The organism is Oryzisolibacter propanilivorax, assembly GCF_900103645.1.
GTDB classification, from domain to species: domain Bacteria; phylum Pseudomonadota; class Gammaproteobacteria; order Burkholderiales; family Burkholderiaceae_C; genus Melaminivora; species Melaminivora propanilivorax.
The window spans coordinates 567,429-580,490 of the sequence record NZ_FNHP01000001.1 but is presented as its reverse complement, the minus strand read 5'-3'; the positions used below and the strand labels follow the sequence as shown (position 1 = coordinate 580,490).

The following is a 13,062-nucleotide window of genomic DNA, read 5'->3' as shown; positions in this document are numbered from 1 at the left end:
TCGTCAGCCGCCGATGTAGCTCATCTCAATGCGGCGCTTGCCGGTCTGCGCCGTATCTGCCGGCAGGCTGGCGCGCAACTCGGAGTAGCGGTCCTCGCGCTGCCCCCAGATGCCAGTAATGGCCGCCTCCACCTCGGCGTCGCTGGCGCCGCCGCGCAGCAGGCCGCGCAGGTCCCAGCCCTGGGAGGCGAACAGGCACAGGTACAGCCGCCCCTCCATGGACAGGCGGGCGCGGTTGCAATCGCCGCAGAACGCCTGGGTGACGCTGCTGATGACGCCGATCTCGCCCAGCGAGGGGTCGTGCCGGCCGTCCGCGCCAGCCCAGCCCCAGCGCTTGGCGGTCTCGCCCGGCGCGGTGGCGGCCAGCGGCACCAGCGGCAGCTCGGCCGTCAGACGCTCGATGACCTGCGCCGAGGGCAGCACCTCGTCCATGCGCCAGCCGTTGGTGGCGCCCACGTCCATGTATTCGATGAAACGCAGCGTGATGCCGGTGCCGCGGAAGTGCCGCGCCATGGGCAGGATCTCGTGGTCGTTGGTGCCGCGCTTGACGACCATGTTGACCTTGATGTGCTCCAGCCCCACGGCGTGCGCGGCCTCGATGCCGTCCAGCACCGCCCGCACCGGGAAGTCCATGTCGTTCATGCGCCGGAACACCTCGTCCTGCAAACTGTCCAGGCTGACGGTGACGCGTGACAGGCCGGCGTCCTTGAGGGCGCGCGCCTTGCGCGCCAGCAGCGAGCCGTTGGTGGTCAGCGTCAGGTCGGGCGCGCGCCCGTCCACGGTGCGCAGCAGGGCCAGCTGCTCGACCAGCCGCTCCAGGTGCTTGCGCAACAGCGGTTCGCCGCCGGTCAGGCGCAGCTTGCGCACGCCATGCGCCAGGAACAGGCGCGAGATGCGCGTGATCTCCTCGAAGCTCAGCAGGTCGCCATGCGGCAGGTACTGGTAGTGCTTGTCGAAGACTTCCTTGGGCATGCAGTAGCTGCAGCGGAAGTTGCAGCGGTCGGTCACGCTGATGCGCAGGTCGCGCAGCGGCCGGCCGCGCGCGTCCAGCAGGGTGCCGCTGGGTGCCGGAGACGGGGCTTGGGTGAAGCGGGACGGGCTGAGGACCGGCGCCCGATGGTCCACGATGGGGATGACGCGTTCGGCCATGGGCAAATTGTGCCGCAGGCGCCGTGGAGCGGCGTGGAGCAGGGCCTTTGTGCTTGACGTGCATCAATTTTTTGAGGCGTGTCGGAGCGTGAGCCGTGTGACGCTGATCAACCGCCGGTTGGGCGCTGGTCCAGACAATCGCGTGCATGCGCTATTCCCGCCCGCTTCGTATGTCGATCCGCCGCCCGGCACGTCACCGCCTGTCCGGCGCACCTTCCAGCCGGCGTGTCCTGCTACGCATGGCTGCCGGTGCATTGCTGTGGCCCACGCTGGTGCCGCTGTCGGCACAGGCGCGGCTGGCACTGGCCACGGCCATCAACATCACCGCCCGCTACCGGGCGCTGTCGCAGCGTGCCGCCAAGGTCTATGGGCTGCTGGTGCTGCAGGTGGGGCCGGCGCGCTCGCGCGACTTGCTGGAAGGAGTGCGCAAGCAGCTGCGCGATGGCCTGCGCGCGCTGGACGGCCAAGGCTGGCCACCGGCCGTGGTGCGCCTGCTGGTCGAGGTGCAGCAGGCCGCCGGTCAGCTGGACGCGCTGCTGGCCCAGGCGCCGACGCGCGACACCTGGCAGGTGGTCGGCAAGCAGGCCGACCACCTGCTGGCCAGCGCCGACCAGGCAACGCAGGCGCTGGAGCAACTCGCCCAGGCCCCGTCGGCGCGCCTAGTGAACACCGCCGGGCGCCAGCGCATGTTGTCGCAGCGGCTGGCGCGGCACTACGGCCTGGCGGCTGCGGGCCTGGGCAGCGACGCTGGGCGCCGGCAGATGCGGGACGATGCGGCGGAGTTCGAACGCGCCCTGGCACAGCTGGACGCCGCGCCCATCAGCACGCCGGCGATCCGCGCCGCGCTGGAGCTGGGCCGCGGGCAGTGGATGTTCTTCCAGGCGGCGCTCAAGCGCGCGCCGGACGCGCGCGGGCTGGACGACGTGGCCAGCACCAGCGAGCGCTTGCTGCAGGTGATGGATGAGCTGACCGGCCTGTACGAGGGGGCACTGCGCGACGTGCTCGGCTGATTTTCAAGCCAAAAGCCGCAATGGCCCTTATGAAATAACGGCCTTAAGCTATCGCTTCAATAGCATCCGGTACCCTGTCCAGGCACCTCAGCCATGGCGGATCGCCACCGTCTTCAGCGTGGTGAAGCCGTACAGCGCCTCAAAGCCCTTCTCGCGCCCGTGGCCGCTGGACTTGACGCCGCCAAACGGCAGCTCCACGCCACCGCCAGCGCCATAGTTGTTGACGAACACCTGGCCGGACGCCAGCCGCCGCGCCATGCGCAGCTGGCGCGCGCCGTCGCGCGTCCACACGCCGGCCACCAGGCCGTAGCGCGTGCCGTTGGCCAGCTGCATGGCCTGCTCCTCGCCGTCGAACGGCATGGCAGCCAGCACCGGGCCGAAGATTTCTTCCTGTGCCAGGCGGTGCTGCGGCGGCACGTCGCGCAGCAGCGTCGGAGCTTGGTAGAAGCCGGTCTCGGGCGCCTCGTCGACCACCGTGCCCTGCGCCAGCACGGGGATGCCGGCGACCTGCGCGTCCGACAAAAAATCCCACACGCGCTGCTGCTGGCTCTGGCGGATCAGCGGCCCCAGGTCCAGGTCCATCGCCGCCGGGCCGACGCGCAGCGCCTCGAAGGCCTGCGCCAGGCGCTCCAGCAGCGGCTCGTAGATCGGCTGCTCGATCAGCACGCGCGAGCCGGCGGAGCAGGTCTGGCCGGCGTTCTGCACGATGGCGTTCACCAGGGATGGCACGGCCGCATCCAGGTCGGCGTCGGCGAAGACGATCTGCGGACTCTTGCCGCCCAGCTCCAGCGTCACCGGGCAGTGGCGCTCGGCGGCGGCCTGGGCAATCAGCGTGCCCACGCGCGGGCTGCCGGTGAAGCTCAGGTGCTGCACATCGGGGTGGCGCGCCAGCGCCTCGCCCACCTCGTGGCCGTAGCCGGTGACGACGTTCAGGGCACCGGCCGGCAGGCCGGCCTCGGCCGCCAGCCGCGCCACGCGTAGCAGCGACAGGCAGGCGTCCTCGGACGGCTTGACCACGCAGACGTTGCCGGCGGCCAGCGCCGCGCCAACGCAGCGCCCGAAGATCTGCATCGGGTAGTTCCACGGCACGATGTGGCCGGTCACGCCGTGCGGCTCGCGCCAGGTCAGCACGCTGAAGCCTTCCTGGTAGGGGATGGTCTCGCCATGCAGCTTGTCGCAGGCGCCGGCGTAGAACTCGAAGTAGCGCGCCAGCGCCAGCGCGTCGGCGCGCGCTTGGCGCGTGGGCTTGCCGCAGTCGCGCTGCTCCAGCGTGGCCAGCTCGTCGGCATGCTGCGTGACCAGCATCGACAGGCGCATCAGCACCCGCCCGCGCTCGGCCGGCGCGGTGCGGCCCCAGACGCTGTCGAAACACTGGCGCGCGGCCTGCACCGCGGCGTCGATGTCCTCGGGCGTGCCGCGCTGGATCTCGTCGAAGGGCTGGCCATCCGACGGATCAATCACCGCGATGGTGCGGCCACTGGTGGAGGCCACGCCCCCGTTGGCGATGAAATGAAGCTGCATGGGCGCATTGTGCGCCGCCGGCAGCGTGCATGCCGTGCCGAGCGCGACATGGGGCCAAAACGGGCCCTGGCCTATATGATTAAAGGGCCTTCAGCTATTCATTGCATAGCAATCAGGCGCCGCCGTGGAAGCGCACCACCAGCGGCACGATCAGCAGCGCGACGATGTTGATGATCTTGATCAAGGGGTTCACCGCCGGGCCGGCCGTGTCCTTGTACGGGTCGCCCACGGTGTCGCCGGTGACGGCGGCCTTGTGCGCCTCGCTGCCCTTGCCGCCGTGGTGGCCGTCCTCGATGTACTTCTTGGCGTTGTCCCAGGCGCCGCCGCCGGTGCACATGGAAATCGCCACGAACAGCCCGGTGACGATGGTGCCCATCAGCAGCCCGCCGAGCGCCCGCGGGCCCAGCAGCAGCCCGACGACGATGGGCGCGACCACCGGCAGCAGGCTGGGCACGACCATTTCGCGGATGGCCGCGCCCGTCAGCATGCCCACCGCGCGGCCGTACTCGGGGCGCGCCGTGCCGGCCATGATGCCGGGGATCTCGGCGAACTGCCGCCGCACCTCGACCACCACGGCGCCGGCGGCGCGACCCACCGCCTCCATCGCCATGGCGCCGAACAGGTAGGGAATCAGGCCGCCGATGAATAGCCCGACGATGACCAGCGGATCGGACAGGTCGAAGCGGATCGACTGGCCCAGGCCGTCCAGCTTGTGCGTGTAGTCGGCGAACAGCACCAGCGCCGCCAGGCCGGCCGAGCCGATGGCGTAGCCCTTGGTGACCGCCTTGGTGGTGTTGCCGACGGCGTCCAGCGGGTCGGTCACGTCGCGCACGGCGGAGGGCAGCTCGGCCATCTCGGCGATGCCGCCGGCGTTGTCGGTGATCGGGCCGTAGGCGTCCAGCGCCACCACGATGCCGGCCATGGACAGCATCGACATCGCCGCCACCGCCACGCCGTACAGCCCGGCGAGCGCGTGCGAGGCGATGATCGCCAGGCACACGAACAGCACCGGCCAGGCGGTGGAGCGCATCGACACGCCCAGGCCGGCAATGACGTTGGTGCCATGCCCGGTGGTCGAGGCCTGCGCGATGTGGCGCACCGGCGCGTACTGCGTGCCGGTATAGAACTCGGTGATCCACACCAGCGCCGCCGTGAGCACCAGCCCGGTGGCACAGGCGCCGAACAGCCGCCCCTGCGCGCCGGTGCCGCCCAGCGCGTCGTCGGGCACCAGCCAGGCGGTGACGAACCAGAACGCGACCAGCGACAGCACGCCGGCCACCGCCAGACCGCGGTACAGCGCCGGCATCACGTTGGTCATGCCGGGACGGGCCCGCACGAAGAAGCAGCCGACGATGGACGCCAGGATCGATACCGCGCCCAGCGCCAGCGGATAGGCCACCGCCGCGCCCGGCGCGCCGGTCACCAGCAGCGCGCCCAGCACCATGGTGGCGATCAGCGTCACCGCATAGGTCTCGAACAGGTCGGCCGCCATGCCGGCGCAGTCGCCGACGTTGTCGCCCACGTTGTCGGCGATCACCGCCGGGTTGCGCGGGTCGTCCTCGGGGATGCCGGCCTCGACCTTGCCGACCAGGTCGGCGCCCACGTCGGCGCCCTTGGTGAAGATGCCACCGCCCAGCCGCGCGAAGATGGAGATCAAGGACGAGCCGAAGGCGAAGCCGATCAGCGGATCCAGCGTGGCCGCCAGCGTGCTGCTGGCCGGCGCGCGCGCCAGCAGCAGCCAGGCAAAGCCGGCCACGCCCAGCAGGCCCAGGCCCACTACCAGCATGCCGGTGATGGCGCCGCCCCGGAACGCCACCTGCAGTGCCGCTGCCATGCCCTGCGTGGCTGCCTGCGCAGTGCGCACATTGGCGCGCACCGAGACGTTCATGCCGATGAAGCCGCAGGCGCCCGACAGCAGCGCGCCCATCACGAAGCCAGCAGCCGTGAGCAAGTCCAGGAATACGCCGATGAGCAGCGCCAGCAGCACGCCGACCAAGGCGATGGCCGTGTACTGGCGCGCCAGGTAGGCCGCCGCGCCCTGTTGGATGGCGCTGGCGATCTCCTGCATGCGGGCGTTGCCGGCGCCCTGCGCCAGGATCCAGTTGCGTGCCCAGATGCCGTAGGCCACGGCGATCAGCCCGCAGGCCAGCGCCAGGACAAGGGGAGAGTGAAGTGCGGTCGTTGGATGCATGCCTGTCTTTCGTTGATGTGCACAAGACGGCAGGCGCAACGCGGGAGCTGGACCTGCCCGGCGTTGCTTCCTCGTGCCCGCCAGGCGGAGACGATTGGCCAACGGCCTTGACTGTAGTGCGCCGCTGCAAGCTGGCAGCAAGGGGTAAACGCCTAAAATCGCCCCCGAGCCGGCCCCTGCGTGCAGCGGGCCGGCTGGCTTTTTTCCATCCCTCTACGACCTTCCCATGTCCCTGAACCACGTCAGCCCCGGCAACAAGCTGCCCGAAACCTTCAACGTCGTCGTCGAAATCCCGGCCGAGTCCGATCCCATCAAGTACGAGGTGGACAAGGAATCCGGCGCAGTCTTCGTGGACCGCTTTCTCACCGTGGCTATGTACTACCCGTGCAACTACGGCTACGTGCCGCAGACGCTGTCGGGCGACGGCGACCCGGTCGACGTGCTGGTCATCACCCCGTACCCGCTGCTGCCCGGCGTGGTCGTGCCCTGCCGCGCGCTCGGCATCCTGAAGATGGAGGACGAGGCCGGCGTGGACGGCAAGGTGCTGGCCGTGCCCACCACCAAGATCCTGAAGATGTACGAGAACTGGAAGACCGTGGAGGACGTGAACCCGATGCGCCTGAAGGCCATCACGCACTTTTTCGAGCACTACAAGGACCTGGAGGAGGGCAAGTGGGTCAAGGTGCTGGGCTGGGACGGCGTCGAGGCCGCGCACAAGGAAATCACCGACGGCGTGGCCAACTACGCCAAGAGTCAGCAGCAGGGCTGATTGCTATTGTTAGCATAGCTGCAGGCCCTTCACCTACAAGGGCCTGCAGCCAATAATGTTGACAAGCGCCAAGGCGGGGCAGGGCCGCGAGGCCAATTGTCAAAATACGTAACGCCCGGCTGCTATGCTCCGGGCCTTTTCGCCCCGACGCTTTCCATCTCCAGGAGTCCTGCGCCATGCTCGCCTCGTCCGCCCAGCGTTCCCCTGCCGCCGCCACCACCAAGATGGCCGAATACCTCACCTTCCGCCTGGGCCAGGAGGAGTACGGCATCGACATCCTGCGCGTGCAGGAAATCCGCTCCTACGAGCAGCCCACGCGGCTGGCGCATGCGCCGGAGTTCATCAAGGGTGTGATCGACCTGCGCGGCGTGATCGTGCCGATCGTCGACCTGCGGCTGAAGCTGGGCTGCCCGGCCGAGTACACCGATTTCACGGTGGTCATCATCCTGAATGTCGGCGGCACGGTGCTGGGCGCGGTGGTGGACGCGGTGGCCGACGTGGTCGCGCTGGCGGCCGACGCCATCAAGCCGGCGCCGCAGTTCCATGGACCGGTGGATGCGTCCTTCGTGCGCGGCATCGCCACGGTAGGCGAGCGCATGCTGATCGTGGTGGATATCGAAGCGCTGCTCAGCCGCACCGAGATGGGGCTGATCCATGGCGTCGTCACCGGCGGCTGAGCGACAACCACACCCGCCGGCGCCAGCCTGAGCCTGAAGCGTTGGTCAGTCCTGCCGGCGCAGCGGGCTGCGTTCATGCAGTTCCTGCAGGTACTGCGCCACGCCTTCTCCTTCCCGCTGCAGGAAGCGCTCGACCGCCTCGGCGAAGGCCGGATGCGCCAGCCAATGCGCGCTGGCAGTGGGCTCCGGCAGCAGGGCGCGCGCCATCTTGTGCTCCCCCTGCGCGCCACCTTCGAAACGCCGCACGCCGTGGGCAATGCACCATTCGATGGGCTGGTAGTAACAGGCCTCGAAGTGCAGGCAGTCCACCCGTTCCAGAGCGCCCCAGTAGCGGCCATAGGCCACCGTCTGCAGCGCACCGCCGGCCGTGTCCGCCGGCTCCTCGCCAAGTGCCACCAGGCTGGTGGCAATGGCGCGGCCGTCCTTCCGGGCAACGAACATCAGCCATGCCTGTGGCAGCTGCGCCGCCATGCGGGTGAAGAAGTCGCGCGTCAGGTATGGACGATTGCCATGCTCGAGATAGGTACGCTCGTAGCAGCGGTAGAAAAATTCCCAGTCCTGCGCGCTGATCTGGCTGCCTTGCAGCGCGACGAAGCTGACGCCTGACTGGTGCACGCGCCGGCGCTCCTGGCGAATCTTCTTGCGCTTTTCTTGGTTCAGCCCGGCCAGGAATTCGTCAAAGTCGCGCAGGCGGCCGGTGCCGTCGGCACGGACGTTGTGCCAGTGGAACTGCACGCCGTGGCGCAGCAGCAGGCCACGGGACTGCGCGGCGGCGATGTCCTCGTCGGCGCCGAACAGCAGGTGCAGGGACGACAGGCGCCGCTGCTGTGCCCAGCCCAGCACCGTATGCAGCAGCGCGCCGCGTGCCGCGTCGTCCAGCGCCAGCAGGCGAGTGCCGGGCACGGGCGTGAAGGGCACGGCCAGCACCGCCTTCGGGTAGTAGGCCAGGCCATGCTGCTCATAGGCGCGCGCCCAGGCCCAGTCGAACACATATTCGCCATACGAGTGGCTCTTGACATAGGCCACGCAGGCGCCGTGCAGCACGTCGCCCTGCCACAAAGTGAAATAGGTGGGCTCCCAACCGCTGGCCGGGCAGGCGCTGGCGCTGTCCTGCAGGGCCGCGAGATAGGCATGGCGCATGAAGGGCGTGGGCTGGCGCTGCCGCACCAGCAGGGCATCCCAGGCGTCCCCGTCGAGTTCTCCGGCACTGCCCGACAGCACCAGCTGGTATCCGGTCTCGGCGGCCAGGGAAGGATCGGACAGGGGAATGACGGACACACGGATCTCCAGGAAGGATGGAACACCGCAACGCAGGCGCGCCGGGCAGGCTGGCGCAACGGCATGCGCCAGGGACCTGCGGAGCGGGTGCTCATGATAGGAGCGTGGCCCGGCACCGGCCGACGCGGGGTCTTGGCGCTGCGCTTTCACCCACGATCACGCAATTGCACAAAAAACAGGCACAGACGGTGCATGCCTTGTGAATCAATGGCTTGCATCAGCAGTGCAGGCGCTTGCGCAGGTTGTCCACAGGTCTGTCCAGAGTTGCCGGGGATAACCGCCGCCAGCCTGGTGCGGCTGGCGCGCATAATCGTGCGGCTTTGCCCGCTACGCCATTCCAACCCTGCCCCTGGAGCCTTAAGCCATGCACATGATCAGCGCCGTCATCAAGCCCTTCAAGCTGGAAGAGGTGCGCGAGGCATTGGCCGAATGCGGTGTGACTGGCCTGACGGTGACCGAGGTCAAGGGATTCGGGCGGCAAAAGGGCCATACCGAGCTGTACCGCGGTGCGGAATACGTGGTGGATTTCCTGCCGAAGGTGAAAATCGAAGTCGTCGTCAAGCAAAACGACGTGGAGCGCTGCGTGGACGCCATCGTCGCCGCCGCGCGTACCGGGCGCATCGGCGATGGCAAGATCTTCGTCACCGCCGTCGAGCGTGTGGTGCGCATCCGTACCGGCGAACTGGACGAAGCGGCGATCTGAACCTCAGATGCGGCTGCGCAGCGGCACCGCCGCCTGGCGCGCTATGCCGGCCTGCTGCACCAGCTCGGCCATCAAGGCGTCGGCATCTTGCCCGACGCTGACCAGCCCCATCTGCCACTCGCCCATCAGCGCGTTGTCGACACAGTGGCGCAGGAAGGCCAGCAACGATTCGTAGTAGCCGTCCACGTCGAGCACGCCGACGGGCTTGTCGTGGTAGCCCAGCTGGCGCCAAGTCCAGACCTCGAACAGCTCTTCCAGCGTGCCGATGCCGCCAGGCAGGGCGATGAAGGCATCGCTGCGCTCGGCCATCATGGCCTTGCGCTCGTGCATGGTGCCGACGATGTGCAGTTCGTCGCACTGGTGGTTGGCCAGTTCCTTGTCCACCAGCGACTGCGGGATCACGCCGACCACACGGCCCCCGGCCAGCCGCGTGGCTTCGGCCACGGTTCCCATCAGGCCGCTGCGCCCGCCGCCGTATACCAGCTGGCCACCGTGCCGACCGATGAACTGGCCGACGGCCGTGGCGGCGGCGGCGAAACGCGGGTTCTGGCCCGGGCGGGAGCCCAGGTAGACACAGACGGAAAAGGCGACGTCAGCCATGCAAGGCAATCCTGTGAAAAAGCGCCGCACCAAAAGCCCCGGCACACAGCAGCAGGCTGAGCAGCACGGCAGCGCTGCCCATGTCCTTGGCGCGGCGTGACAGTTCGTGCCACTGTGGTCCGATGCGGTCGATGGCGGCTTCGATGGCCGAGTTCAGCAGCTCCACGACCAGCACCAGCACCACGCAGCCCGTCAACAACAGCACCTGCACCCAGTCGCGGCCCAGCCACAGCGCCAGCAGCAGCAGCAGCAGCGCCAGGCAGGCTTCGAGCCGGAAGGCTTTTTCGCCCCAGCCGTCACGCAGGCCGTGCAACGAGTGCCGGCCGGCGTGCAGCAGCCGGGTCAGGCCGGTACGGCGCTTGTGGCGCGCTGCGGCGTTGTTCTGGTCGCAGGGTTCAGCCACGGCGTGGCGCCCGTCGTGCTTCATAGTGCACCAGCCGCGTGCCGGCCAGGGCATCGTGCCAGAACTGCTGTTCGGGATGGAATCGGCTCAGGACTGCCCAGATCGCGACCCAGCCGAGCATCAGCACCGCCACCTCGGCGGCGGACAGCTGGAATGGCGCGACCAGCGCCAGCGGCGGCAGGAACCACAGCCAGCTCAGCGCATAGCGTGCCAGGGCGCGGCGCTGGCTGATGGCGCATCCGTGGCGGTCGACCACGCGGATGTGCCAGGTCTTCATGGCCAGGGTGTGACCGCGTGACCAGAACCAAGAGAAGTAGATGCCGAAGACCACGAACAGGAAGGCCTGCAGCGCATGCCGGTTGTCCAGCGCGTGGCGCATTTGGGTCAAGGTGCTGAACAGGTAGCCAGCGATGAAGACCACGCCGAACATCAGCATGCCCTCGTACAGCCAGCACGCCATGCGCCGGCGCAGCGGGGGCGCCATCAGCGCGCTGGCTGCGCATGGAGCGGCATTCGCGCCCGGAGGTGGGACCTGCTCCGGCAGGGAAGAAGAAGACATAGGGAAGTGGCTACGAGCGACCCTGCGCGCGTGTCACTGCGGAGGATGCACCGGCTCCATGCTGCCGCTGATGGGCGGCTCGGGCGCAGGCGCAGTCTCCTCCAGAAGCAGTGGCGGCAAGGCCGTGGGGCGGGCGGACGGCGTCTCGACCGGCTTGGTTTCTACCACAACGGGAGGCGGTGCCGGCGCCAGCGCAGGGGGCGGTACCGGCAGGGCCTGCGGCACATGCTGCACGCTGGGACGCGGAATCTTTGGGGGGTTGGGCAGCGTGGCCGGGGCGGCGCTGGCGGCAGGTACATGCGCCAGCTTCTTGGCGCTGCCGCGCACCGCGGGCGCAGCACCCGTGGGCGGACGCGGCGCCGCCTTGGCGGCCAGCCGCTTGCGCTCTTCCTCGCTCAAGGCCTGGTACGCCTCCCATTTGGCGCGCTTGCTGTCCGGTGCCAGGCGGCTGGTGGCGGCATAGTTCAGGCGTGCCTGGCTGCGCTGCTGTGCGCTCAGGCTGGCCCAGTCGGTCAGGCGCACCAGCCATTTCTGCTGCTCATCGGGCGCCAGCGCGGCAAAGCCGGCGGCAAGTTTCAACCAGTGGCGCTTTTGCAGCTCGCTGAGCAGGCTCCAGCGGTCGACCAGCGGATACAGAGCCTCTTTTTGCGCGGTCGTCAACTCGCTCCATGCCGGCCCTGACTCGCGTCGGAGCGCAATGGGGGCCTCACCAGCCGGCCGGTGACGGTTTTCCGGCAGCGCCTGGAGCGGCAGCGGCGTGCTGGGCGCCGTGCGCAGCCAGACCGCCGCGCGCAGCCCGGTGACGGCGAAGGCGCCCAGAAGCACCAATGCCAGCACGATGGCTGGCACGTTGGACAGGAAGGGGGAAGAAGGTGGCGAAGCAGGCATGCAGGGCAGATTGGCGGCTGGCCCGTCGGTCAGCGGGCAGGCGCCGTCACCCGCAAATATTGCACGAAACCCGGATCGGCATAGGCGGACGGCGGCAAATCATCCGCCAGCAGCGCCGCATCGACTTCGGCCAGCTCGCTGGCCAGGCTGTCATCCTGCGACAGGTTGATGAATACCAGCCCGCCCAGCAGCGCCAGCAGTGGCACGGCGGAAGCCCATGCGCGCCACCAGCCACCGCGCGACTGATCGCCGCCCGGCATGCCGCTCAGCGCGGCCGCGCCGCCACCCAGGTGCACGATCTGTGTCTGAGGCGCATGGCGCACCGCCGGGGCCAGCGCCACGGCACGCTTGCGCCGCGCCAGCGCCTGTATGCGTGCGGCGCGCAGGCGCTCGGTGATGTCGTGGGGCAGGTCGGTGCTGCCTTCGGTCAGGCGGGCGGCGATACGGCGCGCATAGGCGTCGCCCGCCAGGGTGGATTCTGCGGAGGGCTCGGGAGGGCGGGTCATAGCTCGATTCCTTTGGCCTTCAATACACGGCTCAAGGTCTGCACGGCGCGAAAACAATGGGTCTTGACGCTGCCTTCCGAGCACCCCATGGCGGCTGCGGTCTCGGCGACGTCCAGTTCCTCCCAGTAACGGAGCAGGAAAGCCTCGCGTTGACGCGCCGGCAGCGCCTGGATCTCGGTTTCTATGTTGCGCAGCGTCTGGCGGCGACGCACCTGGTCCTCGGCACTTTGCGCGGCCTCGCCGTCGCTGGCGCCGGCATGCACTTCCAGCAGGTCGAAGTCCGAGCCGTCGTCGCCGGTGCGCTCGAAGTCGCTCATGCTGGTGAACACCGCGTTGCGCGTCTTCTGCCGGCGAAACCAGTCCAGCGTGCTGTTGGTGAGGATGCGCTGAAACAGCATCGGCAGCTCGCCCGGCGGCTTGTCGCCGTAATGCTCGGCCAGCTTCAACATGCTGTCCTGGACGATGTCCAGTGCCGATTCCTCATTGCGCACATGGTAGAGCGTGCGCTTGAAGGCACGCTTGTCGACGCTCTTGAGGAAATCGGACAGCTCTTGCTCGGTGGCCAAAAAAGGGCGGGCCCCGTTTGCGGGGCAGACTGCGGTGCAGCAGCGTTGCAACGAAGGCCAAGCGCGCACCTGTGGCTGAAAGCCTGCAATTATCTCATCGGTACCCGAAATTTAATGCCGGCGGCACGCCTGCCGTCTTATTGCAGTGCAATAATCGCACGATTCCCAACAGGCAAACGGGTCCCGGTCCGGCGCGGCATCGAATGCGCCCATGGCCTGGGCCTCAAGTCCCAAGGCGGCTT

14 protein-coding genes are annotated in these 13,062 nt (G+C 68.7%); 4 read left to right on the top strand and 10 right to left on the bottom strand.

Features of this window, described 5'->3' with window-relative positions:
• Nucleotides 1-3: 3 nt before the first annotated feature.
• On the bottom strand, nucleotides 4-1,149 hold the full coding sequence (gene moaA / locus BLQ61_RS02555; protein ID WP_091566322.1) for a GTP 3',8-cyclase MoaA: 1,146 nt from the start codon (nucleotides 1,147-1,149) through the stop codon (nucleotides 4-6).
• A gap of 170 nt (nucleotides 1,150-1,319) precedes the next feature.
• Here moaA and BLQ61_RS02550 point away from each other — a divergent pair, with 170 nt between their 5' ends.
• Nucleotides 1,320-2,159, top strand: a complete 840-nt coding sequence (locus BLQ61_RS02550) for a type IV pili methyl-accepting chemotaxis transducer N-terminal domain-containing protein (RefSeq protein ID WP_091566320.1) — start codon at nucleotides 1,320-1,322, stop codon at nucleotides 2,157-2,159.
• An 87-nt stretch (nucleotides 2,160-2,246) separates the two neighbouring features.
• On the opposite strand, the gene BLQ61_RS02545 is transcribed toward BLQ61_RS02550, so the two are convergent.
• Together BLQ61_RS02545 and BLQ61_RS02540 are read right to left on the bottom strand one after the other, a co-directional pair.
• Nucleotides 2,247-3,680, bottom strand: coding sequence for an aldehyde dehydrogenase family protein (locus BLQ61_RS02545; RefSeq protein WP_091566318.1), 1,434 nt, complete (start codon nucleotides 3,678-3,680; stop codon nucleotides 2,247-2,249).
• 112 nt (nucleotides 3,681-3,792) lie between these two features.
• Nucleotides 3,793-5,871, bottom strand: a complete 2,079-nt coding sequence (locus tag BLQ61_RS02540; protein WP_091566316.1) for a sodium-translocating pyrophosphatase — start codon at nucleotides 5,869-5,871, stop codon at nucleotides 3,793-3,795.
• 226 nt (nucleotides 5,872-6,097) lie between these two features.
• On the opposite strand from BLQ61_RS02540, the gene ppa reads away from it, so the two are divergent.
• On the top strand, nucleotides 6,098-6,640 hold the full coding sequence (gene ppa, locus BLQ61_RS02535; protein ID WP_091566313.1) for an inorganic diphosphatase: 543 nt from the start codon (nucleotides 6,098-6,100) through the stop codon (nucleotides 6,638-6,640).
• A 176-nt stretch (nucleotides 6,641-6,816) separates the two neighbouring features.
• Complete coding sequence (locus BLQ61_RS02530; protein ID WP_091566311.1) at nucleotides 6,817-7,317, top strand: chemotaxis protein CheW; 501 nt, start codon at nucleotides 6,817-6,819, stop codon at nucleotides 7,315-7,317.
• Nucleotides 7,318-7,362: 45 nt separating this feature from the next.
• On the opposite strand, the gene BLQ61_RS02525 is transcribed toward BLQ61_RS02530, so the two are convergent.
• Complete coding sequence (locus tag BLQ61_RS02525) at nucleotides 7,363-8,586, bottom strand: GNAT family N-acetyltransferase (RefSeq protein WP_175488199.1); 1,224 nt, start codon at nucleotides 8,584-8,586, stop codon at nucleotides 7,363-7,365.
• A 373-nt stretch (nucleotides 8,587-8,959) separates the two neighbouring features.
• Between BLQ61_RS02525 and BLQ61_RS02520 the strand changes: the two genes are divergently transcribed.
• The gene (locus BLQ61_RS02520; protein WP_091566307.1) at nucleotides 8,960-9,298 is read left to right on the top strand and encodes a P-II family nitrogen regulator; all 339 of its coding nucleotides are present in this window, start codon (nucleotides 8,960-8,962) and stop codon (nucleotides 9,296-9,298) included.
• A 3-nt stretch (nucleotides 9,299-9,301) separates the two neighbouring features.
• Here BLQ61_RS02520 and BLQ61_RS02515 read toward each other — a convergent pair whose 3' ends face one another.
• Genes BLQ61_RS02515 through BLQ61_RS02490 form a run of 6 tightly spaced genes read right to left on the bottom strand, consistent with a single transcriptional unit; the run spans nucleotide 9,302 to nucleotide 12,820 of the window.
• Nucleotides 9,302-9,898, bottom strand: coding sequence for an LOG family protein (locus BLQ61_RS02515; RefSeq protein WP_091566305.1), 597 nt, complete (start codon nucleotides 9,896-9,898; stop codon nucleotides 9,302-9,304).
• Entirely contained in the window at nucleotides 9,891-10,301 is a 411-nt protein-coding gene (locus BLQ61_RS02510) for a diacylglycerol kinase (RefSeq protein WP_245703787.1), read from the bottom strand. Before BLQ61_RS02510 ends, BLQ61_RS02515 begins: the two co-directional genes overlap by 8 nt.
• Nucleotides 10,294-10,860, bottom strand: a complete 567-nt coding sequence (locus BLQ61_RS02505) for an RDD family protein (protein WP_091566300.1) — start codon at nucleotides 10,858-10,860, stop codon at nucleotides 10,294-10,296. Before BLQ61_RS02505 ends, BLQ61_RS02510 begins: the two co-directional genes overlap by 8 nt.
• Before the next feature lie 33 nt (nucleotides 10,861-10,893).
• Complete coding sequence (locus BLQ61_RS02500; protein WP_091566298.1) at nucleotides 10,894-11,748, bottom strand: DUF3106 domain-containing protein; 855 nt, start codon at nucleotides 11,746-11,748, stop codon at nucleotides 10,894-10,896.
• Nucleotides 11,749-11,777: 29 nt separating this feature from the next.
• Nucleotides 11,778-12,254 (bottom strand): DUF3619 family protein, encoded by a 477-nt coding sequence (locus BLQ61_RS02495; RefSeq protein ID WP_091566296.1) that lies wholly within the window; start codon nucleotides 12,252-12,254, stop codon nucleotides 11,778-11,780.
• The gene (locus tag BLQ61_RS02490) at nucleotides 12,251-12,820 is read right to left on the bottom strand and encodes an RNA polymerase sigma factor (RefSeq protein WP_091566293.1); all 570 of its coding nucleotides are present in this window, start codon (nucleotides 12,818-12,820) and stop codon (nucleotides 12,251-12,253) included. The genes BLQ61_RS02495 and BLQ61_RS02490 overlap by 4 nt, the downstream gene beginning before the upstream one ends.
• Nucleotides 12,821-13,062 lie beyond the last annotated feature (242 nt).